The organism is Liquorilactobacillus uvarum DSM 19971 (assembly GCF_001434935.1).
Classification (GTDB): Bacteria; Bacillota; Bacilli; order Lactobacillales; family Lactobacillaceae; genus Liquorilactobacillus; species Liquorilactobacillus uvarum.
The window spans coordinates 1-25,745 of sequence record NZ_AZEG01000013.1 but is presented as its reverse complement, the minus strand read 5'-3'; the positions used below and the strand labels follow the sequence as shown (position 1 = coordinate 25,745).

Genomic DNA, 25,745 nt, shown 5'->3' with positions numbered 1-25,745 from the left:
CCTCATTTCTCATTTTCTCTCTCTGTAATTTAGACATTATATCAGTTCATCACAGATATAAACAAGTCTTTATAGGGCAAATTTAACGTTGGACTCTCAAAACTAACGCCTTGAAAGAGTCACTCTGGCGATATTGCTTTAATGTTGCAAAATCTTGAGGTGAATGATAAGTCTGGACAAATTCAAATTTGCTGTTGTTTTCTGCAAACACTTCACTAAGTTGTTCTTTCAATTTCTTCAAAGACAAACTCGCAGAATTGGCTGTCAAAATCATTAATCCACCATCTTTAGTTGCTTTGAGCGCCGCTTGTATTAAATCAGGATAATCTTTACTCAAATTAAATGTTCTTTTCTTTGAACGAACAAATACTGGAGGATCTAGAAAAGTCACATCAAATTCGATATGATGGTTGAATGCATAATCTAGATATCCCTGAACATCCATAGTTCGAATTTCTTGTTTTTCTGGATCAATATTATTTGCTAAAAATTGTTTTTTCAATCGATCGCTGGCTTTGGCTGTCAGATCAACATTTGTCGTCTTAAAGGCACCACCTAACATCGCATTTGCTCCTACAGCTCCATTACGGCTAAAACCAGAAAAGACAATCTTTTCTGCGGAATATTTTGCTTTTAAATCTGCCAATAATTCACGTTTATCCAGATCAAAATTATTGATTTCACTATTTAAATACACCAGATACTTGACACCATTCTGGATAACTTCCATTGTCTCAGGAGCAGTTTCGCCCTTTACATGCCGATTTTTTAATGCATCCCTTTGAACATTAAATTGCAGTTTTTCATAAACTCCCTTAGAATCCTTTATTGCTTCTTCAAATGCACTGTAAAGTGTATTTCGGTGTTGATATAATCCCTTATTATCAAAAGTAAAAACATAATAACCGGCATAATAATCAATCGTTAATCCGCCTAAACCATCACCAACCCCATTAAAGAAACGAAACACATTTGTTTCATCAGAATAGTAAAACGACGACCTCTTGATCTGTGCCATTGTAAATAGTTTTCGAAAGAAATTATTATCAATAAACTTTTCTTCTGTCGTGAGTATCCAACCATCGCTATTACGCTGTTTACCTAAATATGCATATGCAACAAACTGGTTTCTGACAACTAATTTGATGATCTCACCATCGTTTCCTTGATAAGGTGCAACAAAATCCTTGATACCTAATTTCGGATACCCATCTTTATACTTGCGAGCTGCTTCATTTGTTATTTCAATTGATTTCACGTTTTTGTTCTCCTATTCGCATACAAAAAATTCTGGACTACACTTTATCATACCAGACTTGCTCGGTAATTATCTCTAAATCCTATCATTTTAACTATATTATTAGTTGTCTAAGCACATTACTTTGTAAAACTTTTATAATATGTTGTGGGTAAATTGACTTCATTTTAAACTATGGTTTAGAATGAACCATTAGTTGAATTTAATCGGAAAGGACGGTTCATGCCGTGTTCCTATCAAAAGCAAGAAATTATCTAAGTACGCGTTGGGGCTTTTTTTCTTTATTAGTTTTCCTTTTTTGGTTAAAAACAGTTTTAGTATACCTCATTGACTTTCGCCTGGGAGTTGAAGGTTTCTATCAATACGCTGTTTTGTTATTTAACCCTATCGCCACAACTTTATTATTTTTCAGTGTCTCATTGTATATAAAAAGACCTGTGCCTTCATATTTAATTTTATTTATGATCTACATCGCTAACTCGGCATTACTTCTTTTTAACGTTATTTATTATCGCGAATTCACCGATTTTATGACAATTAACGTTATCTTTGGTTATTCGTCTGTTTCAGAAGGTCTCAGTTCAAGTTCATTTGCACTGCTGAAACCTCAAGATTTTATTATGCTCATTGATATTATCTTTGTTGTACTAGCTTTTGCGACACGTTTCATTAAATTTGATAAAAAACCCTTGCCGCAGAGACAAGCTGTTGCAGTATCATCTTTCGCACTATTTTTAATTTTTTTCAATCTTACTCTTGGGGAAATTAATCGACCACAATTGCTTTCGCGCACATTTGACCGCAATTACTTAGTGAAATACTTAGGAATTGACGCTTTTACTTTCTATGATGGCGTCAAAACTGCGAAAAACAATCGCGTTAGAAGTGAAGCAAGCAGCTCAGATTTGAACAAAGTTCTAAACTTCACACAAAAGCACTACGCCAAGCCAAATTCGCAAATGTATGGAATCGCAAAGGGCAAAAATATTATCGTCATCCATTTAGAGAGTTTCCAACAATTTTTGATCAATTATCGGCTTAACGGCAAAGAAGTTACTCCCTTTTTAAATAGCCTATACAATGATAAATCGACTTACAGTTTTGCTAATTTCTTCAACCAAGTAGGCCAGGGCAAAACATCAGATGCGGAAAACATGTTAGAAACAAGTGTTTACGGATTGCCACAAGGATCCTTGTTCTCAGCTTTAGGAACAGACAATACCTTTCAAGGTGCACCAGCTATTCTAAATCAAACAGAAGGATATTCAAGTGCTGTTTTTCATGGCAACAAAGGCTCTTTCTGGAATCGAAACAGCGTCTACAAGAATCTAGGCTACCAATACTTCTTTGATTCTAGTTATTTTAATACTGATTCAAATAATCTCACTGAATATGGTCTTAAAGACAAATTATTATTTCATGACTCAGTTAAGTATTTAGAACGACTACAGCAGCCATTTTATGCAAAATTCATTACTGTCTCAAATCATTTTCCTTATACAATAGACAAAAAGAATACTGATTTTAAAGCGGCTGATACTGGTGATAGTTCCGTGGATAATTACTTTGTTACAGCGCACTATCTTGATCAATCAATCAAAGAGTTTTTTGATTACTTAAAGAAAAGCGGCTTATACAATAACTCCATGATTGTTCTTTATGGGGATCATTATGGCATCTCTAACTCGCGAAATTTAAAGCTGGCTTCTTTATTAGGCAAATCGTCTTCTACCTGGACTGATTTTGATAATGCCCAGCTTCAGCGCGTTCCCTTTATGATTCATATTCCAGGCCAGAAAAACGGCGGGATTCAGCAACAATATGGTGGAGAAATAGATGTGCTCCCCACCTTACTTCACTTGGTAGGAGTAGATACAAGTTCTTATATTCAATTTGGAACAGATTTGTTTTCAAAACAGCATGATCAAGTGGTTGCATTCCGAAATGAAAATTTTGTTACTCCGAATTACACCGTAGTTGACGGCAACATCTATGATAACAAAACAGGTGTTCAAATAACACATCCTTCAACTGCACTGGCAAATAAGATCAAATCTGAAAGCAATAAGGTTAATACTGAGTTATCACTCTCTGATTCATTGAACAATAAGAATCTATTGCGTTTCTATATTCCTAATGGATTTACACCTGTGAATCCCAAGAATTATAATTATAAAAATGATTTTGGTCAAATCACTCAACTCCAAAAACAGCTTGGAACAAGTTCAACCAGTCTTTGGTCACGCAATGGCAATAAAACAACCATTGATGACTATAACTCTGATGCGCCTGAACTGAACACAACCGATTCGGATAAAGAAAATCAATCTAGTGCGTCATCATCGATCAACGCAAGTAGCAGTAGTTCTGTCTCCTCTGATGCAAATTAGAATCTGACGTTTTGGTTGCTCCTCACTTATCTTAATTAGAAAACCTAAGTAAATAATAATAAATTATATAAAAAAGAACCCCGCAAGATCCTGCGGGGTTCTTTTATTTACGCTTTAAATGGAGATGGCGGGACTCGAACCCGCGTCCAAGCATATCGGCACTTAAACCTCTACACCCATAGTCATTCTATTTGAAATTCATTGTCAACTACGCCGAATGGCATGGCCAGCATTGACAACTAACCTGATTATTCTCTTCCAGCAACTTCAGGTGGGAGCCTCTGGCGTAAGTCCACTTAATTTAAGACCCGTAACCAACACATGGACGATGTTAGGCGGATCTACGCTAAGCTGTTATTAAGCAGCTAAAGCGTAAGAATTGTTATTATTTTTTGCAGTTATATTTAACTGAGCGTCTTTACGTCGCGCAACTACGAGATGCAATTCAAGCTCGACCTATACCTGTCGAATCCAAAACATCCCCATGACACGATTCTAACATAAATCAAGTTTCCATGAAAGCTTTTTAGTCATCACTAGCTAGTAACCTAATATACAACCACGGCTTCTGCCTGTGACAGGTTGTCATAGACACTCTTCATTTGAGAAACAGGGGTATTTACGCACCCGCCTGAACCGTCATTTAAATAAGCATTGCTTGCCCAGTTTGTACGCCAACTTGCATCATGAAATCCACAGCCACTATTCGTGAATTGAGCCCAATAATTTACCTTGACTGAATAATTTTCACTGCCAGACTCACTACCCTTCAAAACTGAAGGAGATTCTTTATACATCACATACCACAGACCTTTTGGCGTATCTTCGTTTGTGCTGGTTTTCCCAGTAACGACATTCGTTGATACAACCTCTTTTCCGTCTTTGTAGATCCACAAATGCTGATCTGAAATAGACACTTCAGCATAGCTATTTCCAATACCTTCGTTAGTCGTATTGTCGTATCCTGTACCGTAAGTTAAATAACCTGTGCCATATATATCAGACTTAGCATTCAGCTGCGTTGTCGTACTATTTTTCTTGAAAGCACTGATAATCCTTGCTATAGCATCACTATTTTTTATAGCCCAACCATAAGTCCCCCCACTAGCAACCGTTACACTTTTCCCAGCATGTGTTTTAAAGTTGATTGATTTTCCTAAAGTAGCTTGAGCTTTATTTATTTCATCAATCTTTTTATTAATACCAGTTTGACTGATTTGATAGTTGCCATTTGCATAAGTTGCTTCATTTAAGACCTGCTTTGCATCAAAATCATATTTGGTATTTTGAACAGTATACTCAACTTTCTTAGCAAGCAATTTTTCAAGCATCTTTTTCTCATGTTTTACAGTTTTGCTTTTTGCACTCAGAGGTTGCGCTATTTTGCTTTTTAAATAAACATTCTGTTCATATTTCTGTTTATTAAATGATTTCAAAATCAGTGCTATATCGTATTGATTTCCCTTTTGTGCTTTATCAACTCCGACTTTCCCATCTCTTAAAACAGCCTTTGCATCAACTGCTTTTTCTCTTTTTTCATTTTCACTCTTTAGCTTTTCTGCAACTGCATTTCGAATCTCTCTTTGACGATAATTTCCCATTTTGCTTGGAATCGCCTTATAGCTGACACTTTTCTTGGAGGGCCAAAAAGTCCATTGCTTTTTTAATAATTTTTGAATTTTAGGCTGGTCTTGACTCGAAAATCCTGAAACAGTTTTTTTGCCGCTGTAAAAAAGTTTATTATTTAAATAGACATCATTACTGACACTTTTACTCTTTAACTTTTTCGTTGCCTGTTTCTTATTCAAGCCTCCAACATTAATACCATTTATTTCAACATTTTTATTAAAATGTGTCATTCGATAATACGTGTAACTACTTCCCACAAAAATACCTATAATACCTATTATTACTGCAATTAATATTTTTTTGCGCTTAATTTTAATCACCTCATCAAAAATCGAACCCTTAAACATAGGTCTTAGCATATCACACTTCGAAATAAAGGTTAATCATTCTAAACTAAAAAGGCCTCTTATATTCGTGAAATTAAAATAATTTTAATAAACAAAATTATATTTCACTCCATTTAAAATAAGCCTAATTACAAAAAAGTTCAAGGTCATTGATTAGACCTTGAACTAAAAATTATTAAATTTTACCTCTATTCAATTAATGCCAGCACAATGAAATTCAAAATAAACAGTAATGTACAAACGATCATCATCGGATGAATTTCTTTAAATTTGTTTTTAGCAACTTTAACGCCAATGTAAAAAATAAAACCAGCTGCAATTCCGTAAGAAATACTGTAGCATATAGCCATGAAAACTGAAGCAAAAAAAGCCGGAATTGCATCCTCTAAATTATTCCAATCAATATTTTTGAACGAAGCCATCATCATGATACCAACCACGATTAAAGCAGGTGCAGTAGCCACATCTGGAATAATTGCAATAAATGGAGCTAATAAACTGCTAAGCAAAAACATAATCGCTGCGACTAGGCTAGTTAGTCCAGTTCGTCCTCCTACCCCAATTCCTGAAGCACTTTCAACAAAGGTAGTAACATTAGATGTCCCGAAAATCGCAGATATGACTGAGCCAATAGCGTCAGAAAACAACGAACGATCCATTTTAGACTTGAAACCATGCCCGTTAAAGAATTCAGCTTCATCTTTTGCCGAAAAGATGCCGGTCCTCTTCCCTGTTCCAATGAATGTTCCTATTGTATCAAAAATATCAGTCAGACTGAACGCAAAGATAGTCATTATTGCCAATAGAACTCGTCCCGGATCAGCAAAAAGCGAACCCATTCCTTTAGACCCAAATGCCGCTCCAACTGTTGTCCCTAACTGCCGGAAAGATTCTCCTAATGAATTTCCGCCTGCCAATTCAGTGTGTGTAACCCCCATCGGAATTCCGATAATAGTTGTTAGGACAATACCAATCAAAATAGCCCCTCGAAAATTTTTAACTACCAAAAAGATCATAATGATTAATCCTATCAAAGCTAACAAAGGAGCAGCCTGATTAAAATTAATTAGCGCAGGAGTTACACTACTATTTGAAACAATCGATGAAACTCCTCCCTTGAAATGCGTCGTTCCTGCATTATACGCCGTTCCATTAATAGAAAGTATTCCGTCTTTATCAGTGATAAATTTAAGAAAGCCTGCGTTTTTAACCCCAATATAGGCAACAAAAATACCTATTCCACCACCAATAGCATGTTGTAAAACATCAGGAATTGATTTGATTATCAAACGTCTTATTTTTGTTACAGTGACAATAACATTAATCACTCCACATAAAAAGACAAGAGCTAATGCCTGCTGCCATGAGAAACCTAACTGTAAAACAACTGTATACGTAAAAAAAGTCGCTAATCCAAGTCCTGGTGCTTGAACATATGGGACATTAGCAAAAAGAGCCATAATAAGTGTACTAACAGCTGAAGATATAATAGTCGCTAGAAAAATTGCTTGCGTTGGCATCCCTGTCAATCCTAATATATTTGGTGCCACAAATAATATGTATGACATAGCAAAAAAAGTTGTCAGACCCGCTAAAATCTCCGTAGTAACATTCGTCTTGTTCTCCTCAAGCTTGAAGAACTTATTCATAATCAACAAACTCCCTTTCTTTTTAAACATTTTAATTATAGCAAAAATAATTCGTCTTTCAATGAGTTTCTTTTATAAATGATGAACTTTTAATTTGTTTTCAAATAAAAAAACGAATTATTTTAGCATAAATAAAACAAATGTTTAAATTAAAAGGACGACAATTTTCATTCAAAGACAACTTCATTCATTTGAAAATGTCTTTTTTGAATAAATTCGTTTCAAATCGCTAAAATCTTACTTATCCTACCAGCGACTAGGATTCCACAATCTGCCATCAAGTTCATTTTGAGCCTGTTCAATCCGCTTATGTTGTTGGAGAGCATTCAAATACATGCTCTTGAAAAAAGCACGTCTTTTGTAATCTGTACTACTAAACGATAGCTCTTCTAAACGCTGTGCAAGCCAATCATTATTATTCTCCATAGTAGCCATCCTCTCGTCTTATTAAACTTACTTCCCTTTTTAATTCATTTAGTTGCTCATGCCGCTCCCCAAAACTGTCGAGTAGCATTTTTAAATTTTTTCTGTCTTCAATACTACTTTTTTCCATTATTTCCTTTAACTTATCTTCAAACCAACTTTGACACTGGTCGAAACTAAAATCAATTGGAAGTTCAAGGAACTGTTGATATTTAATCAACAGTTCCTGATGCTCTTCCTCAGTTTGATAAATAAATTGTTCAATAATAAAGAGTGGCATCATTTGCATTTTCAAGCGTTGGGCAAACGCTTGGAAGGGACTCAGTAGGTTAGAAAGCGATAAACCTTCACGTCCACCCAGACGATACTCCCTCAAAGGCTGACCTAATGAAACAACCAACCCTAACTCTTTTTCTTGTAGCCATGCAGCATCTGTTATATCGAAAACCTCATCCATCCATTGCTTCAAAATTGCTGGTGCACTGTACCAATATAGAGGAAATTGAAAAATAATTCTCCCTTTTCTTTTTAACAACTCTTTTTCAGCCGCTGTATCAAAATGCCCCTTCTTATTTATATTCAATTCATGCCGCTCAACGTTTTTAAGAGAAGTCGTTGCCTCTTTTAGAAAACGCTGTGTACCTGAATCTTCAAGCTGAGGATGTGCAACAATGACTATTGTTTTCATCAATTAACATCTCCTACTCATCCATTTCATCCATCGTTTGGTTTAATAATTGATCCACAAAAATATTTCCTTCATTTTTTTGATGACCTTTTGTCCATTGAAAAGTCAATCGAGAAAACTGTGGAAGAATAGCCACCATTTTCATCCAAAGTTCCTTATTTGCAACCTCTGTCCCAGCAGAAGTTTTCCACCCACGTTTCTTCCAACCGAAAACCCACTTTTTTTGAATTGCATCTAGAACATATCTTGAATCTAACGTTGCTAAAATTGATTTTTCCTGGCAATGGTTTTCATTTAAGTAAGTCAATGCACGCAAAAGAGCCATCACTTCCATTTTGTTATTGGTTGCCCCAAACTCACCACCAGATCGTGAAATTTTTTTCCCTTTCATCTCGATTAAGAAAGCCCATGCAGCCCTATCGTCCTTTTTAACATGCTGTCCTAATTTGTTTCCATGATTACGCGAACCACCATCTGTCCACAAACGAATTTCTGCTTCTAAAGAATCATACATGCTATTTCTTTTTTCTTGATTATGATCAGTTACTGCCGGTTTTTCTGTGGTACTAACTGTTTTGATCCACTCTTTGGCTGCTCTTTTATCCTGAAAACCCTTGTACCTTGCCTGTCTAAAACCATTAATTTGTTTTAAACATTCGGACCATTCAGTATATATTCCCGTGTTTCTCCCACGCGCAACCGCATAAAATCTATAGGCGATAGTCTGTTCCTCCAATCAACATCATTATTTACCAACTATTATAATACACAAATTATTTTGGGACTAACAATTATCGGTCAGCAAACGGTTATTATTAACTTAGAATGCAATGAACATCATTTTTACAACTCTAAATATAAAAATAAATTGAGAAGAACATTGCTGCTGAGCCTAAAATAACAAACAAATGCCAGTAAACATGAGCATATTTGACTCCCTTTATGCTATAGATCAGTGCTCCTAACGTAAACATTATTCCTCCAATTAGTAAAAGTATAAATCCCCCCCAACCCAAAGCTGCAAACAAATTCTTTATCCCCAGTAAACATAACCATCCCATCACCACATATATGATCGTCTCAATTTTTTGCTGTCTCCCCTTTGAAAGGATATGATATAAAATCCCAGCTATTGTTAAAAACCAGATTAAACTCAAAAGTAAAATGCCTTTAACTCCGCCTATCGCAAGCAGGCAGTACGGCGTATATGTCCCGGCAATCAGCATAAAAATACTACAATGGTCTAATACTCTGAAAACTTTCTGAGCTCGTGTAAAATACAAACAGTGAAAAAACATTGAAGCCGCATATAAAACCATTAACGATATTCCATAGATAACAAAAGCTACAAGATATAATAATTCCGTGCTGCCAGCAGCTTTTACAATCAGCAAAACGAGAGCAACAATGCTCAAAAGCAAACCTATCCCGTGTGTTATTCCGCTCCATATTTCATTGATTAAACGCTCTTTTTTATCTAATATCATTTTTATTCAATCCCTTCTTTAACTTACCACCCTTATTTTAGTATAATATAGCTTGCTAATCAACATTATATAGTTTTTAAGTCTAGATAATATAATTTGAAGTACGAAGTAATAACTGATTAATATTCTTATGCTAGATTGATATGGTATAATTAACAGAGACTATTATCCACAAAAAACATTATATCTGAGCGAGGGCATAGAAATGAACGACGATAATTTTAAAATATGGTTAGAGAAGTTCAGTCAATTCCGACTCCCATTATGGACTGAATTTCCAGATTTGGAACTTTATATGGATCAATTAGTTAATTTAGGAAATCGTTATCTTTCACCTTTAATCGAAAGTGAGATAACACCATCCATGATAAACAGTTATGTTAAGAAAGGACTTATGCAGCGGCCCACTAAAAAAAAATATACTACTTCTAACTTGGCCGAATTAGTTGTCATAAGCCTATTAAAGTCAATTTATCCGCTTGAAACAATTAGAGATGGAATCAAACAATCATTAAAAAACAATTCCGTCGAAGAATCCTACAGTTTTTTTGCAAATCTTTTCAATTTAACTTTAAAAAAAAGCAATCTTGAAAATTCAACGGTCAACTTCAGCTACAATGAAGAACTTATACTTTTAACAGTGCAGTTTTCCATTCATTCCGTTGTTTATAAGATTATCGGTCAAAAATTAATTGAATTACAACATGCGCAAAAAAATGAAGATTAGCACCAAAACTATTAATAACTTCTCTAGCAATTTAAGACAACTTTACTACTGGTATGAGCTTTATGCTTGTTCAGATTTAAGGCCCCAACACTAAACTTTATACCTCAAATATAGACTATCTTAGCTTTTTTTAAACTAATGCGTAAGATAGTCTATTTAGGTGTACTCCCCAAAATAATTTTTCGCGCATATAGAAAAAATTATATCAAGAAAAGAACTATTTCTAGGTGTTTCTGTTGTAAATACTCTTAGGCATTTTAAATACAAAAAAGCCTGAAGACATTTTAGTCTCCAGACTCAGATATATAACCAAACTATTATTATTTAGCTGATGGTGTACCGAACCATTCGATACGTTCCTTAACAACATCTGTAATAGCTTGTGCACCAGGAGCAAGTAACTTACGAGGATCGTATCCCTTGCCTTCAAGGTCTTTACCAGCTTCGATGTATTTACGAGTTGCATCAGCAAATGCTAATTGACATTCTGTATTAACATTAACTTTTGAAACACCTAATGAAATAGCTTTTTGAATTTGTTCCTTAGGAATACCAGAACCACCATGTAATACAAGTGGTGTTGAAATCTCAGCTGCAAGTTCCTTCAAACGATCGAAATGAAGTCCCTTCCAGTTTGCTGGATATTTACCATGGATATTACCAATACCACATGCTAAGTAATCAACGCCTGTTGCAGCAATCTTCTTAGCTTCTTCAACGTCAGCTAATTCGCCTTCACCGATGATGCCGTCTTCTTCGCCGCCAATAGAACCAACTTCAGCTTCAACTGAAATGTTCTTTGCATGAGCTAATGCAACGATTTCTTTTGTTTTTTCTAAGTTTTCTTCAAAAGGTAAATCATGGCCATCGAACATAACAGAAGTATAACCAACTTCAATACATTCTTTAGCAGCTTCATAATTACCATGATCAAGATGCATGATAACTGGAGTTGTGATTCCCATTGATTTAACCGTTTGTTGAACCAAGTTAAGACATAATTCATAACCACCCATGTACTTACCAGCACCCATTGAAGTTTGAACTAAAATTGGTGTGTTTGTTTCTTGAGCAGCAGCAAGAATAGAACGAGTCCATTCCAAGTTATTAATATTGAATGCCCCAACTGCATAATGACCTTTGCGAGCAGCAGCAAAGATTTCGTTACCGTTTACGATTGACATAAAACAGCCTCCTAAAATATATTACTCATTTGAGTACGTTTATATTCTAACACAGTTTACAAACAAATCGCATTAATATTTGCAAGTTTTTTCACTAAAACAAATTCAACAAAGAGTAATGAAGATCCCTTTTCTCTAAAGGCACTAGTCAAATCATTTATTCTTCAAAAATATGCTTTCTAATTGCCCGCATTCCTTTTTTGATTGATCTTAACTGGATCTACAAGAGGACATCCGACATCATCACAGTTGTGACAACCCTTTGCGCCTTGACGTTTGATAAATCTTGTATAAACCACGTAGCTAAAGCCTCCAAAAATAACGATGCCTAAAATAATTGTAGCTACCATTATACCTTACCTCCCACGGCCATTTTTTCGACACTATAAAGTTTCTCGTTCTCATCTTTCTTAACAAAAAGTGCATAAATAATTAGAATAATCACAAACAGGCTAAGCAACACGCTCTCAAGCGTAATATGCAATTGTACGATTTGTGACGCCTGATAAATAAACATTGAGATCAAGTAAGCTAATCCCGTCTGATATCCCAAGGCATACAAAGTCCACTTTATGTCACCATACTCCTTATGCATTGTTCCAATAGCAGCAAAACAAGGAGCGCATAGCAGATTAAAGGCTAAGAACGCGTAGGCACCCATTGAACTATAGGTGCTTTGTAAAGCATTTGTAAAGGCCTCGGTACTCCCACCCCCAAAAGCTATACGCAGCGTTCCAACGCAATTTTCTTTAGCTATTAATCCTGCAATAACTGCTACTGTTGCATGCCAGTCGCCAAAGCCTAAGGGTGCAAAGACCGGTGCAAGGAATTCGCCCATATACCGCAACATACTTTGATTTTGATTTGTCATCTGCAATTTAAAATTAAAGTTCACTAAAAACCAAATCAATACACATGATGCAAATATGATTGTACCTGCTTTTTGAATGAAACCTTTTGCCCTACTCTGAACCTGTCGTAAAACATTGCCCGGTTTAGGAAGATGATACGCTGGAAGTTCCATCACAAATGGTAGTGGTGGGCCTGCAAATAGTTTTGTCTTTTTCAAGAAAATTCCCGAAATAACAACTGCTAACATTCCTAGAAAATATGCTGACGGAGCAACCCAACTTTGACCTGAAAAAAACGTCCCCGCGATCATTGCAATAACAACTAACTTAGCGGAACAAGGCATGAATGTTGTTAACATAATAGTCATCCGTCTGTCTTTATCATTTTCAATTGTCCTTGTCGACATTATTCCTGGAACACCACAACCAGTAGAAATCAGCATTGGAATAAATGATTTGCCCGAAAGATTAAATCGATGGAAAATACGATCCATTACAAAGGCTATTCTGGCCATATATCCACAATCCTCTAAAATACCTAAACAAAGAAAAAGCATCATTATCTGTGGAACAAAACCCAAAACAGACCCAATACCACCAATAATGCCTTCAACAACCAACCCATTCATCCAAGGAGCAACATTCCAGCTCTTTAAAAGACCATCTGCAAAATTTGGTATCCATTCTCCAAATAAAATATCGTTGACCCAGTCGCTTCCCATGGTACCAATGGTTTGAATGGACAAATAATATACAGCCCACATGACCCCCATAAAAATTGGGAAAGCAAGCCAGCGATTCGTTACAATTTCATCTACCCGGTCACTCATGCTCATTGTAAAATCTTTTTCATCAATAACACACATCTCGATAATTCGTGCAATGTACTCATACCTAGCATTAACAATGATGCTGTCGCTATTGTCTTCAAAAAGTTTTTCTGCTGTCTCAATAACACGTTCAATATCTTCTTTTCGCGTAGCATCAAGCTTTATTTCATTCCAAACTCGCTCATCACGCTCAAAAAACTTAATAGCATACCAGCGAATACTCTCCGGTGGAACAAGTCCTTGGATATCATTGCAAATCATTTCCAGTGCAGATTCAAGACGTTCATCATACTCAGGAATCGGGTACTTTTCTTCTTTGCTTAATGACCGTTTAATTTCATTTTCTAGTTTATCAACATTGGTCTTTTTTAACGCACTAACTCCCACAACAGGAACAGATAACATATAAGAGAGTTTCTTAACATTTACTTTACGACCATTCTTTTTTAGAACATCGATCATATTCAAAGCCAATACCAATGGTACCCCGGTTTCCATCAATTGGAGTGTTAGGTAAAGATTTCTTTCAATGTTAGTTGCATCTACAGTATCAACTATCAGACTTGGAGTCTCATCCAATAAATATTTTCGCGTGACAACCTCTTCAGCTGTATATGGCGAAAGAGAATAGATTCCAGGAAGATCCTGCACAGTAACTGATTTATCGTTTTTCAACTTTCCTTCTTTGCGCTCAACCGTCACACCTGGCCAATTACCGACATACTGATTTGACCCAGTCAGTCGATTGTAAAGAGTCGTTTTACCGCTATTAGGATTTCCTGCAAGGGCAATTACTGTCATTCTGCTACCTCCATCTCGCTGACCAATACAAAATCAGCCTCATTTCTCCTGATACTCAATTTGTAATTGCGGACGATCAATTCAATCGGATCTCCTAAAGGAGCAATTTGATGAATTTTAATAACCGTATTTTTTGTAAGTCCCATATCCATCAATCTTTTTCGCAGTGCTTTATTACCAATAATTTTATTCACAATTCCAGAATTTCCGACTTTAACACGCGATAGCGAAACCAACTTTTCGTTATCTTTTTCATTAATCCCTTTTACCATGATACTTTGCGCCATTGAATAACTTACTGCCAATCTTTGACCACGCAGATAAATCACCATGCCACTTTCATTTTTTGAAACGGTTATGACTGTCAAAACACCATTGGGGGCGACTCCCATTTCTGCTAACCTTTTTGCCAATCTATGCTCCCCTAAAACATCAACAATAACATATTGGCCCTTATTACTTATCTTAGCCAAAGATTCCATTTTACATCACTTCCATATAGTTGAGAATCACTCTCATTTATCTAAAAATATCACATAATTTTAATAAATTCAACACAAAAAATGCGCTAAAGCCAATAGCCTCGCGCACAATGTTTTCTATTTGATTTTTAATTTTTATAAAAACATAATTAAAATGCTGTAATATTAGCATTTTAGCTAAGCCTATTAGAGAAGAAACATATCCTAACCTAATTCAGTAATTCTTCCAGTATTTGTATAAACAATCCATTCTGCGACATTCGTGACATAATCGCCAATTCGTTCTATATGGCTGGCAACTACAATGTACTCAGTCCCTGAACTAATAAATTTTGAATCATTTTGCATTGAACTAAACGATTCTTTTCTGATTTTCTTTAAGTATTCATCAGTTTTTTTATCAGACAAAGCGATTTTTCGTGCCAATTTTTCATCATTTTCTACATAGGCTTTTATTATTTGTTTAAGCATCTCATACGCATGATGACTCATATCGCTAATTATTTCTTCAATTAATGCATTTTTTTCCTCTTTTTTAATCCTTAACCCTGCGCGTGCAATACTGATCGCATGATCGCCGATCCGTTCTAAATCTGAGCTAGCTTTTAAAATAGTTATCAAAATTCTCAAATCACTAGCGACTGGTTGCTGGAGTGCAATAACTTGTGCAGCTTTTCGTTCCAAATATATTTCCTGTTCATTGATATTTTGATCATTATCAATGACTTTGTGGATGAGATTCTCATCATTACTTTCAAAAGCCTCTATCGCATTTTGAATTGCAGATGCAGCATCAGATCCCATATTAGCAAAATCTTTGTGCAAATTTTCTAATTGTCTTTCTAGAATTTTACGCATAAAATCACTCCTCTATTATCCAAACCGTCCACTTATATAATCATCTGTTGCTTGATGCTGCGGATTTAAGAATACACTTTTGGTTTTGCCCGCTTCAATTAATTCACCATTTAAAAAAAAGGCAGTTCTATCTGAAATACGCGATGCTTGCTGTAAGTTGTGTGTCACAATAATAATTGTATATCTATCACGTATCGTTAGCAGCATATCTTCAATCAATCCACTCGAAACTGGATCAAGCGCACTTGTGGGCTCATCTAGCAAAATCACATCTGGTTGAACCGCGAGGACACGTGCAATACACACACGCTGCTGTTGTCCGCCAGAAAGTGATAATGCACTCTTATGAAGATCATCCTTAACTTCATCCCAAACAGCAGCTTGTTTTAAACTACGTTCAACTCTTTCATCCAAAACCTGCTTATCTTTTATACCTGCAATACGTAATCCATAAGTCACATTCTCATATATTGAAAAGGGGAACGGATTAGGCTGCTGAAAAACCATCCCCACTTTTTTACGAAGATCAACTGTGTCAGTTTTAGGGCTATAAATATCCACCCCGTTTATTTTGACACTTCCCGTCATCGTCACTTGTGGAATTAAATCATTCATTCGATTTAATACACGCAAATACGTTGATTTACCGCAACCGGAAGGACCAATCAATGCATTAATCCCCTTTGCTGGAAATGAAAGATTGATCCCTTTTAAAGCTTCCTTTTTTCCATAATAGAGGTGTACATCGTTTGTTGTGATAAACTCATCCATAATTTGTTCCTCCTAGCCAAAGTTTCCAGAAATATAATCGTTTGTTGCCTTGATCTGTGGGGTCGTAAAAACATTTTTTGTTTTGCCGTATTCTAAGATATGACCCATATGAAAAAAGGCAGTATAATCACTTATGCGTGAAGCCTGTTGCATATTATGAGTAACGATTATAATCGTGTAACGTTTTTTTAATTCGACCAAAGTTTCCTCAATTTTACTTGTCGAGATTGGGTCCAACGCACTAGCTGGTTCATCCAACAGAAGAATATCAGGTTTCATAGCTATTGTCCGCGCTATACATAGCCGCTGCTGCTGTCCACCAGAGAGTGACCAAGCACTTTTATCCAAATCATCTTTAACCTCGTCCCACAATGCAGCATCTTTAAGGCTTAATTCTACAATTTCATCTAATTTTTTCTTATCCTTTAAGCCTTGCTCCTTAAGCGCAAATGTTATATTGGATTTTATTGATTTTGAAAATGGATTAGGTCGTTGGAAAACCATTCCGATATGCTTGCGCATTTCATAAACATTGATCATGGAGGAGTTAACATCTAAACCGCGGTATAAGATTTTTCCTTCCACCTTAGCTACATTATCATTCATTCTATTCAATGAACGCAAATAAGTTGACTTTCCTGAGCCAGACGCACCTATCAATGATGTTATCCTATAACGTTCAAATTCAAGATCCCCATCAATTAATGCATGTTTATCACCATAGTAGACTTGCAATCCTTGTGTAACTATTGCAAGCTGATGCTTGGAAGTGTCAAATTGCAAAATGTTCTTTTCGCTAAAATTATATTTCTCAATGCTCATTAATTATAGCCCCCTATTTTATTTAGTAGCCGTTAATTTTCGATATAGGCTATTGCCTATGATTCGTGCAAATATATTAAATAAAAGCACAACTATAATCAGAACAGCAGATGCACCCGCTGAAACAGCACTAGCATCAGGCATAACCCCTTCTGAGTTGATTTTCCAAATGTGAACAGCTAAAGTTTCCGCTGGACGCATTAGATTCAATGGACTTGCAGCATTGAAAGGATTCCAATTTCCAAAATCGATGTTAGTCGCACTTTGACCAGCTGTATAAATTAAGGCTGCCGCTTCACCAAAGACACGGCCGGCACCTAATACCACACCTGTAACAATTCCTGGAAGCGCCTCAGGAAGAATAACTCGCATCACTGTTCTCCATTTAGACAATCCCAATGACATGCCCGCTTCGCGCTGCAAATCAGGAACTGCTCTTAAGGACTCTTCAATATTTCTAGTTAATAAAGGCAAATTGAAAAAAGTCAATGCAATGGCCCCTGACAAAATCGAAAATCCCATCTGGAATTGTACAACGAAAAGCAAAAATCCAAATAATCCGACTACCACGGATGGTAAAGAACTCAGCACTTCGATCGCCATCCGCACAATTGACGTAAATAAATTTTTAGGCGCATACTCAGACAGAAAAATACCGGCACCTAAAGAAATTGGAAAAGAGATAATTAAAGTCAACAAGAGCAGATAAATAGAATTAAACAATTGAACTCCAATTCCACCGCCGCTCTCAAAAGACTGCGATGCTGAGGTTAAAAAGTGCCATGAAATATGTGGTACACCTGAAATTAAAATATCTCCCAATAAGAAAAGTAAAATAAGAACGACTAGCGCCGCAATAATTCTGATGATATTAAGCGCGATTTTATTTTGCAATTTTGTCTTCATTTTACATTCTCCCTTTTCGACCGATTAAACGTACTACAATATTAAAGAATAAAGACATCAGCAACAATATCAATGCAAGTGACCACAAAGCATTATTAGCGACTGTTCCCATGACCGTATTTCCAATTCCCATCGTCAACACACTAGTAAGTGTCGAAGCCGAAGAAAGTAAACTAGTCGGCATAATAGCGGCATTTCCGATTACCATTTGAACTGCTAAAGCTTCACCGAATGCTCTGGCCATTCCGAAAATAATTGCTGTTAAAATTCCTGAAGTTGAAGATCGCAAAATAACTTTGTAGATTGTTTGCCATTTTGTTGCCCCTAATGCAAGCGAGGCTTCCTTATAAAAGCGAGGCACTGCACGTAAACTATCAACAGTCATTGATGTTACAGTGGGTAAAACCATCACAAACAAAACAAAAGAACCTGATAAAATTCCATATCCAGAACCACCGATATAATTTCTGACAAAGGGAACAATAACTGATAGACCGATAAAGCCATAAACAACAGACGGTATTCCGACTAACAATTCAATAACACTCTGCAAAATACGCTCACCTTTACCTGAAGCAATTTCTGTCATATATAGTGCAGTCCCAATCGCAAAAGGAGTTGCAAACAAAACAGCCAGGATCGTGACCCCAAATGATCCTGTTATCATTGGCAATGCTCCTAACATAGGACTCCCCTTTGAATCAAGCATTGTAGGATTCCAATTTTTCCCTGATAAGAAATCCCAAAAATTAGCTTTATTTACAAAAAACGTTGCCATTCCTTTTGAAGCTACGAATACAAAAATTGATAGCACAACCAAAACGATTAGTGCAATACACGTGTATGTGACAATTTTCCCAAAAAGATCCTGCCGTGTTTCTCTTGAATTACTTTGGATTTTTTTCTTAATAGGATCCATAAAAAACACCTTTCTATCAAAATTTGGGAGTAAATCAAACGAATATTAATTCGTTTGTTCGCCCCCATTGATATTTTAATTAATTACCTTCCAAATCAAGTACGAAGTTGCCACAACAATAATAATTATGCTGCTAACCTCAATAAATTGTGACCACAACTTTATTTGATGAATATAGGCAGCTAAACCAATTGCCGCTAATATGAGCAGAACAATCTGTATTATTGATAATACAATTGTCATTTAAATCACCTTTTCATTTAATTTGAGGTGACTTTATTATTAGCATCTTTTTGAACTTTCATTTGACTGATTGAAATATATCCCAAATCTTTAACCAATCCTTTTTGGACCTTGTCAGACTTCATATATTTCAAAAACTTTTTCGTTACTTTGTTTGGCTGACCTTTTGTATACATATGTTCATATGACCAGATTTTCCATTTGTCGTTAGTTACATTTTCATCTGTTGGTTTCACTCCATCGATTGACAGCTCTTGAATCGTAGATTTCACATAAGAAAATGCCAAGTAACTAATAGCTCCAGGTGTTTGCGCAACCATTTTTTGCACTGTTCCATTTGAATCCTGTTCCTGTGATTTCTTTGCTGATTCACCATTCATAACTGCAGCTTCAAAGGTTGCTCGCGTCCCGCTCCCTTCAGGACGATTAATTAAAACTATGCTTTCATCTTTTCCACCGACTTCTTTCCAATTAGTAATTTTTCCAGTAAAAATATCCCGCAGCTGACTCATCGTAACATTTTTAACTCCAGCATTTTTGTTAACAACAGGTGCCATTCCAACAACAGCCACTTTATGATCTACTAATTTATCCGCTTTTATTCCGCTTTGCTGTTCTGCAAAAATATCTGAATTACCAATAGTAACGGCACCTGATTGGACTTGGCTCAATCCTGTTCCTGATCCTCCACCTTGCACGGTGATGCTTATTTTTGAATTATCCGTCTGATAGTTTTCAGCTGCTTTTTCTACTAAAGGCTGCAATGCTGTTGAACCTACAACTGTTATCTTCCCAGATGTTTCAGAACTGGAAGAAGCAGAGCTGCCCGAACCTGATTTTCCACACCCCACAAGTAAAGCTGAACTCGCAATAATTAATGCGGTAATTTTTGTAAGATTTTTCATTTATTTTTTCTTCCTTTCCTAACTACATTTGTATTCTAATATTTGTTTGTAAAGAACGAATACGTTTTTTTGTAACGGTTATGTAAAGAAAATCTGCAAATCAAAAAAAGAACTGCGCCAAATTATTGTGGCTCAGTTCTTTTTTTATTTTATACTATACAATTAACGTATTTCATGCAATTGTATCCATAAGTCGATATGCGGCGCAGACACTAATTTTATGTCTTTTAATCCTCGTAAAATATCTTGGTCATGCGATATGATTTTCTCGCAGAATTTGATCAAGCGTTTGCTTGATTTTTTCCGTCTTCCCCCATTCTTCAAAATGATCAAAATCTTCCGCAGGCATTTCGAAGTGTTCATTTATATATTTTTCGTACTCGATTACACTACTGGATCGTGGAATATTCAACTGTAAAATTCTAACACTTTTTATAAAGCCTCTTTGTACTGCTAATTCAGCTCGTCCATTTTGAACCATATTGGATATTTCGAAATATCTCGTCCCATCATTTCTTCTTATCTCTTCAATCAAATCTAATCTTTCATGACTTTTTGCCATTCTGAGCACTCCTTCTTCTTCGCTCTTCAGTATAATTAATTCCGCTTTAACCTGTCAATTGGAGGATAACAAGAAAAAAGGAAGTATCATGGGGATTGCCCCATAATACCTCCTAGCATAAGAGAGAAAGAGAATTGATTAAAAGGTAAAAAAACAATTACCTTACTTATTCATAATAACGCTTTCAGATAGCGCTGTCAATAACTTTAACGATTTTGTTTAAATTGTCCTTCGGTTCATTTATAATAGAAGTAGTATTAAAAGTGAGGCGGATCCGACTTGGTCAATAAAAAACAATTAATTCTAAGCTTTCTACTAAGTGTTATTATTTGTGTTCTGACACCTATTTTTTTATTTATAGATCACTATGAAAACACTATGCAAAACTTTGATACCATCTTCTTATTGCTTCAAACATCGTACTGGTATCTCCCTATAATTTGGAGTTTAATGTTCTTTTTTCTAGTTTTTTTCAGCCTTTATATTATTTTTCGCGTTATTAATTTTTTTATACGTGTCATTATTCACTAATGGCTATCCTCCTGTTTTGCAACTTCACAAAAAAGAGAACTGACTCAAGTTTGAGCCGTTCTCTTTTTATTGCTTTAATTATTTTGTTAAACTTTTCAGCAATGAAAATATTCGTAACTTAGTCAATTCCTAGTTGGTCTTTAACAACTTTAACTATTTCCATTACATATTCGTGAACCTGTTCTTTGGTGGGTGCTTCAGCCATAACACGTAGTAAGTTTTCAGTACCACTTGGTCGAACTAAGACACGACCATCATTTCCCATTTTAGCCTCAACATTTTTTATAGCTGTTTGAATTGTTTCATTCTTCATAGCTGCTTTTTTATCAGTAACTTCAACATTAACTAGTTCTTGAGGATATGTCGTAACTTCAGCAGCTAACTCCGAAAGCTTTTTTCCAGTCTGCTTGACAACATTCATTAATTGCAATGCTGTAAGCATCCCATCACCAGTAGTATTAAAATCTAAGAAAACAACATGTCCTGATTGCTCTCCTCCAACATTATAGCCACTTTTTCTCATTTCCTCGACCACATAACGGTCGCCCACTTGCGTTTTAACTGATTTGAGTTCGTTTGCTTCCATTGCTTTATAAAGCCCAATGTTACTCATAACCGTTGTAACGATCGTATCTTTTTTAAGACGACCACGTTGGCTCAAATATTTTCCACAGATAAACATTAATTTATCGCCATCAATAATATTTCCTAACTCATCAACGGCAATACATCTATCGCCATCGCCATCAAAAGCCACTCCTAATTGAGCCCTGCTTTCAACGACAAATTGTGAGAGACCTTCTGGATGCGTAGATCCTACATTCTTGTTGATGTTAAGACCATCAGGACTTATAGCCATCGTATCAAATTCTGCCCCCAAATCAGCAAATAAACGTGCAACAATTCCACTAGTTGCACCGTTAGCGCCATCGACAGCAATATGCAGTCCCTCTAAATCATCAGGAATAGTTTGTTCTAGAAATTGAGTATATTTAAGTACTCCCTCGTGGTAATCATTCAACACCCCTAGGCCTTCTGCAGATGGACGAGGTAGCGTATCCTTTTTGCTCTCCAAAAGCTGTTCTATTTCTTCTTCCTTTTCATCAGAGAGTTTGTAGCCATCACCACCAAAAAATTTAATTCCATTATCCTGAACAGGATTATGTGATGCAGAAATCATTACACCTGCATCTGCATCTTGAACACGAATCAAATAAGCAACACCTGGTGTTGTGATAACACCGAGAGAGAAAACTTCAATACCTACTGACAAAAGACCAGCAATTAATGCTTGTTCTAACATTTGTCCTGAAATTCGTGTATCACGAGCTACCAAAACACGAGGAGGTTTAGAATCACTTTTTGCATGTTCTGTTAAAACATATCCGCCACACCGGCCCAGCTTAAAAGCTAACTCCGGACTAAGCCCCTCATTTGCTATTCCTCTTACACCATCAGTTCCAAAATATTTCATTATTTGATCCTCATTTCCAATACTATTTTCTATTTACTCACTATCTTGACTACTTATACTGCTCGAAGTACTTGATGAACTGCTTGTAGAGGTACTTGAACTATCTGATCTGCTCGATGAACTGCTATTATCAGTACTGCTTTCTTCTTGACTTGAGCTATCAGAAACTGTGTCATCACTGCTCGCCGTTGATGCAGAACTCGTTTCATTAGACGTTGATTCATCATCATCACTATTTGAATCACTAACTTCAATCTCCACTTTGACCGTTTGAGGTGTAATTTTTGTTACACCATTGTTGGAACTCTCAAGAGTTACCGTTTTTGTTGTAGTTGTACTTACATTGTCGATTGAGACCGGTACTTCCAACTTGCTTATACCTGATAAAGCAGACTTGGTTCCTTGCAAAGTTACCTCTTTCACATTACTTGAAAATTTGTAACTTTTTCCGCTAGCACCGTCACCGCTTGAAACAAAGTTAAGTGTCACTTTTTTAGACGAACTGGTGCTGTAAACAGGTAATTTAACTCTTACTGTCTGTGGAGTAATGACTACGTTGAGAATTTTACCGCTATTATCGACAGCTTGCAACAAAACTTGCCGTGTAATTGCTTGCCGTGTTCCTTGAGGAATCTCAATTGCAGCAACAACTTCGGCAATATTATTAATATCTTCTTTTGCTCCTGTTACACTTACTACTTGCTGATCACTTGAAGGTTTACCAACACTATACTCACTTGCAAGTCTGCTTGAGTCATATTTGAACTGAACTGGAAAACTTGCTGTTTTACGTCGACTAATCGTAACTTTTATCGATTGCGGACTGACCTCATAATTCAAATCTTTGTTTATTCCAGATTGTTTTAGCTTAACAGTGTGTGTCCCAGGTTTGAGTTTAGTCAAATCTGCATAGACACTAAAGTTTCTAGTGTTAGCAGTTGTTGTTACTAATGCACTTGGACCACTAAGCTTAACTTTAACCTTTGATGGATATCCTGTCACAAAATATTTATCACTATCCACGTTTAATTTCAGGTCAACATTTAGAGTCTCACTTCTATCTGCTGACATCATTGTTGTATCAGTACTGTTTGTATTATTGCGCGTCGTATTTAATTTATCTGAATTGACATACGCAAACAATAAAATAGCAAATCCCAGTGCCAAAACCTGATACACAATACGATTGTCCAATAACTTGTTAAGGTTCATCTCCCTTTTCCCCCTTTGAATACTTCCTCAAAGAGCGTTACGAAACGATTGCTTTTTCCTGATTCTGGAGAGATAATCAATTCTTTTTCCAGCAATTTAATATAATCCTCGCGCGTTAAATCACGCAGTAACTCATTATTTTTTGTAATGGTGACCCCACCAGTTTCTTCAGAAACAACAATCGTTAAAGCATCTGTTACCTCACTAATCCCTACTGCGGCCCGATGTCTAGTTCCCAGTGCCTTAGGAATTAAATTACTCTCAGACAAAGGAAGGTAAGCAGCTGCAACAGCAATTTTGTTATTCTTAATAATAACTGCACCATCATGCAGAGGAGTATTGGGAATAAAAATATTGATTAGCAGTGCACCAGTAATATCAGCATCAAGCCGAATACCTGTTTCAATGTAATCTTCTAATCCCGTATTCATTTGAATTGTTATTAAAGCACCGATTCTTCGCTTTGACATATATTTAATTGCCTGATCAAGTGCAGCAATCATTTTCTTACCATCTTCATTTTGCTTCTTATTGTGTAGAAATAATGAACCGCGCCCCAAATGTTCCAAGCCGCGTCTGATTTCTGGTTGAAAGATTACAATAATCGCAATAATTCCCCAATTTATTACTTGGTTCATTATCCAAGACACGGTCTCCAAACCGACATACCAACTGACAAATTTGATTATGACAATCATAATAACACCCTTGAAAAGTTGGACCGCTTTGGTCCCCTTCAAAAGCATCATTAACTTATATATTACATACCAAACAACTAAAATATCTAAAATATTAATTGCGTTCTTCCAAGAAACTAACTCGGCCCAGTTTACGGACATTAATTTTACCTCCTAAAGATTATAATCTAAGTATATCACGATATCTTTATATTCTCTTTCTACAAAAATAAAAATTAAAATAGTGGCAAATTTTGCATTTAACGCTCGGATTGCAACATTCAATTTGTTACAATGTAGTCATAAAAGAAATGGGTGATACTATGTTAAAAAAATACCAATGGATAGTACGTATGAGTTTTATTTCATTTATGATATATATATACGCGACAGTGTATTCTGAAAGCGGTGTATACAGTTTCTTATTGCTGAATACCTTTCTAGGCTATATTCCAATTGAATTGGCAATGCATATCACCCCTCAACGATCAAAACTCTTTTTTTATTCTTTCTTCGTCCTGTGGCTGCTATTCTACCCAAATGCACCATATGTTTTGACTGATCTTTTTCATTTAGCTATGCTGAATCCGTACAATCACACTACTGGACTAATGGAATTCAACCTGCATTTATGGTTGAACTTCACGAACTTGCTTTCTAGTGCGATTGCTTGTTCGGTAATGGGTATATGGAGTCTAGAACACATCACTAATATAATTCTGATACGTTTTCAACTAAAAAAAAGATTCTATAAACCTGCTCTTATTCTTATTCTGACAATTATTGCCTCTGTAGGTGTATATGTTGGACGTTTTTTAAGATTACACACGGCATACCTTTTCTTCAACCCACAATGGGTGGTTCACCAATTAGTGATTATGTGGAGTCCACGGATGCTGGTTTTTGTCGCCTTTATGTTCATTATCCAAATTATATTATGGGGAGCAATCTACATCTCACGCTTTTCACTAAACAACGAAGAAAAGACTGTTTAATATAAATTAGTAATTTTCAATTTACATCTTCCCTTGAAGCAAAAGTACAAAAAAGAGTTTATCAAAATGAGGCTGTGACATAACTAGCCTCTGTATAAGCAAATAGGACGAGAAACCGAATTTT

At 35.9% G+C, this 25,745-nt stretch carries 25 protein-coding genes and 1 other RNA gene; 3 read left to right on the top strand and 23 right to left on the bottom strand.

All coding sequences use genetic code 11. The features are described from left to right. Nucleotides 1-82: 82 nt before the first annotated feature. Nucleotides 83-1,258, bottom strand: coding sequence for an RsmD family RNA methyltransferase (locus FD20_RS07435; RefSeq protein ID WP_057737278.1), 1,176 nt, complete (start codon nt 1,256-1,258; stop codon nt 83-85). A 227-nt stretch (nt 1,259-1,485) separates the two neighbouring features. On the opposite strand from FD20_RS07435, the gene FD20_RS07430 reads away from it, so the two are divergent. Then, nucleotides 1,486-3,648 (top strand): LTA synthase family protein, encoded by a 2,163-nt coding sequence (locus FD20_RS07430; protein WP_057737276.1) that lies wholly within the window; start codon nt 1,486-1,488, stop codon nt 3,646-3,648. Between the two features lie 116 nt (nt 3,649-3,764). On the opposite strand, the gene ssrA is transcribed toward FD20_RS07430, so the two are convergent. The 7 genes from ssrA to trhA all read right to left on the bottom strand — a co-directional run bounded on the left by ssrA (nt 3,765) and on the right by trhA (nt 9,871). Beyond that, nucleotides 3,765-4,132, bottom strand: a transfer-messenger RNA (tmRNA) gene (gene ssrA, locus FD20_RS12970). Between the two features lie 64 nt (nt 4,133-4,196). Next, nucleotides 4,197-5,624: a L,D-transpeptidase gene (locus FD20_RS07425; RefSeq protein WP_057737274.1), complete on the bottom strand. Its 1,428-nt coding sequence runs from the start codon at nt 5,622-5,624 to the stop codon at nt 4,197-4,199. A gap of 188 nt (nt 5,625-5,812) precedes the next feature. Then, nucleotides 5,813-7,273: an NCS2 family permease gene (locus tag FD20_RS07420; protein ID WP_057737273.1), complete on the bottom strand. Its 1,461-nt coding sequence runs from the start codon at nt 7,271-7,273 to the stop codon at nt 5,813-5,815. A 246-nt stretch (nt 7,274-7,519) separates the two neighbouring features. Beyond that, nucleotides 7,520-7,699 carry a hypothetical protein gene (locus FD20_RS07415; protein WP_157060875.1) on the bottom strand — a complete coding sequence of 60 codons (180 nt, stop codon included), beginning with the start codon at nt 7,697-7,699 and terminating at the stop codon, nt 7,520-7,522. Then, complete coding sequence (locus FD20_RS07410) at nt 7,689-8,384, bottom strand: NAD(P)H-dependent oxidoreductase (protein ID WP_057737269.1); 696 nt, start codon at nt 8,382-8,384, stop codon at nt 7,689-7,691. Before FD20_RS07410 ends, FD20_RS07415 begins: the two co-directional genes overlap by 11 nt. Nucleotides 8,385-8,397: 13 nt before the next feature. Beyond that, on the bottom strand, nt 8,398-9,105 hold the full coding sequence (locus tag FD20_RS07405; protein WP_057737365.1) for a ribonuclease H family protein: 708 nt from the start codon (nt 9,103-9,105) through the stop codon (nt 8,398-8,400). 130 nt (nt 9,106-9,235) lie between these two features. Next, nucleotides 9,236-9,871 (bottom strand): PAQR family membrane homeostasis protein TrhA, encoded by a 636-nt coding sequence (trhA, locus tag FD20_RS07400; protein ID WP_057737268.1) that lies wholly within the window; start codon nt 9,869-9,871, stop codon nt 9,236-9,238. Between the two features lie 205 nt (nt 9,872-10,076). On the opposite strand from trhA, the gene FD20_RS07395 reads away from it, so the two are divergent. Further along, nucleotides 10,077-10,598, top strand: coding sequence for a DUF1836 domain-containing protein (locus FD20_RS07395; protein WP_057737266.1), 522 nt, complete (start codon nt 10,077-10,079; stop codon nt 10,596-10,598). 320 nt (nt 10,599-10,918) lie between these two features. Here the strand turns inward: FD20_RS07395 and FD20_RS07390 are convergent, their stop codons facing one another. The 15 genes from FD20_RS07390 to cdaA form a co-directional block, all read right to left on the bottom strand. Further along, nucleotides 10,919-11,782 (bottom strand): class II fructose-bisphosphate aldolase, encoded by an 864-nt coding sequence (locus FD20_RS07390; protein ID WP_057737264.1) that lies wholly within the window; start codon nt 11,780-11,782, stop codon nt 10,919-10,921. Nucleotides 11,783-11,961: 179 nt separating this feature from the next. Then, nucleotides 11,962-12,132: a FeoB-associated Cys-rich membrane protein gene (locus FD20_RS13320; RefSeq protein ID WP_157060874.1), complete on the bottom strand. Its 171-nt coding sequence runs from the start codon at nt 12,130-12,132 to the stop codon at nt 11,962-11,964. Beyond that, a complete protein-coding gene (gene feoB, locus FD20_RS07385; protein ID WP_057737262.1) occupies nt 12,132-14,264 on the bottom strand; it encodes a ferrous iron transport protein B in 2,133 nt (710 codons plus the stop codon). Before feoB ends, FD20_RS13320 begins: the two co-directional genes overlap by 1 nt. Further along, on the bottom strand, nt 14,261-14,746 hold the full coding sequence (locus FD20_RS07380) for a FeoA family protein (RefSeq protein WP_057737260.1): 486 nt from the start codon (nt 14,744-14,746) through the stop codon (nt 14,261-14,263). The genes feoB and FD20_RS07380 overlap by 4 nt, the downstream gene beginning before the upstream one ends. A 204-nt stretch (nt 14,747-14,950) precedes the next feature. Further along, nucleotides 14,951-15,604 carry a phosphate signaling complex protein PhoU gene (gene phoU / locus FD20_RS07375; RefSeq protein WP_057737258.1) on the bottom strand — a complete coding sequence of 218 codons (654 nt, stop codon included), beginning with the start codon at nt 15,602-15,604 and terminating at the stop codon, nt 14,951-14,953. Nucleotides 15,605-15,619: 15 nt separating this feature from the next. Further along, complete coding sequence (pstB, locus tag FD20_RS07370) at nt 15,620-16,375, bottom strand: phosphate ABC transporter ATP-binding protein PstB (protein ID WP_057737256.1); 756 nt, start codon at nt 16,373-16,375, stop codon at nt 15,620-15,622. 12 nt (nt 16,376-16,387) lie between these two features. Continuing rightward, nucleotides 16,388-17,197 (bottom strand): phosphate ABC transporter ATP-binding protein PstB, encoded by an 810-nt coding sequence (pstB, locus tag FD20_RS07365; RefSeq protein ID WP_057737254.1) that lies wholly within the window; start codon nt 17,195-17,197, stop codon nt 16,388-16,390. 18 nt (nt 17,198-17,215) lie between these two features. After that, nucleotides 17,216-18,103 carry a phosphate ABC transporter permease PstA gene (gene pstA / locus FD20_RS07360; protein ID WP_057737252.1) on the bottom strand — a complete coding sequence of 296 codons (888 nt, stop codon included), beginning with the start codon at nt 18,101-18,103 and terminating at the stop codon, nt 17,216-17,218. 1 nt (nt 18,104) lies between these two features. Continuing rightward, nucleotides 18,105-19,022, bottom strand: a complete 918-nt coding sequence (gene pstC / locus FD20_RS07355) for a phosphate ABC transporter permease subunit PstC (RefSeq protein WP_057737250.1) — start codon at nt 19,020-19,022, stop codon at nt 18,105-18,107. Nucleotides 19,023-19,097: 75 nt separating this feature from the next. Continuing rightward, on the bottom strand, nt 19,098-19,265 hold the full coding sequence (locus FD20_RS13315; protein WP_157060873.1) for a hypothetical protein: 168 nt from the start codon (nt 19,263-19,265) through the stop codon (nt 19,098-19,100). A gap of 17 nt (nt 19,266-19,282) precedes the next feature. Then, nucleotides 19,283-20,170 carry a phosphate ABC transporter substrate-binding protein PstS family protein gene (locus tag FD20_RS07350; RefSeq protein WP_057737248.1) on the bottom strand — a complete coding sequence of 296 codons (888 nt, stop codon included), beginning with the start codon at nt 20,168-20,170 and terminating at the stop codon, nt 19,283-19,285. A gap of 250 nt (nt 20,171-20,420) precedes the next feature. Next, nucleotides 20,421-20,732: a hypothetical protein gene (locus tag FD20_RS07345; protein ID WP_057737246.1), complete on the bottom strand. Its 312-nt coding sequence runs from the start codon at nt 20,730-20,732 to the stop codon at nt 20,421-20,423. Nucleotides 20,733-21,381: 649 nt separating this feature from the next. Then, nucleotides 21,382-22,737, bottom strand: coding sequence for a phosphoglucosamine mutase (gene glmM, locus FD20_RS07340; protein ID WP_057737244.1), 1,356 nt, complete (start codon nt 22,735-22,737; stop codon nt 21,382-21,384). Between the two features lie 33 nt (nt 22,738-22,770). Next, complete coding sequence (locus FD20_RS07335; protein WP_057737242.1) at nt 22,771-23,949, bottom strand: CdaR family protein; 1,179 nt, start codon at nt 23,947-23,949, stop codon at nt 22,771-22,773. After that, nucleotides 23,946-24,788: a diadenylate cyclase CdaA gene (gene cdaA / locus FD20_RS07330; protein ID WP_057737240.1), complete on the bottom strand. Its 843-nt coding sequence runs from the start codon at nt 24,786-24,788 to the stop codon at nt 23,946-23,948. Before cdaA ends, FD20_RS07335 begins: the two co-directional genes overlap by 4 nt. A 161-nt stretch (nt 24,789-24,949) precedes the next feature. Here cdaA and FD20_RS07325 point away from each other — a divergent pair, with 161 nt between their 5' ends. Next, entirely contained in the window at nt 24,950-25,621 is a 672-nt protein-coding gene (locus FD20_RS07325) for a DUF1361 domain-containing protein (RefSeq protein ID WP_057737363.1), read from the top strand. Nucleotides 25,622-25,745 lie beyond the last annotated feature (124 nt).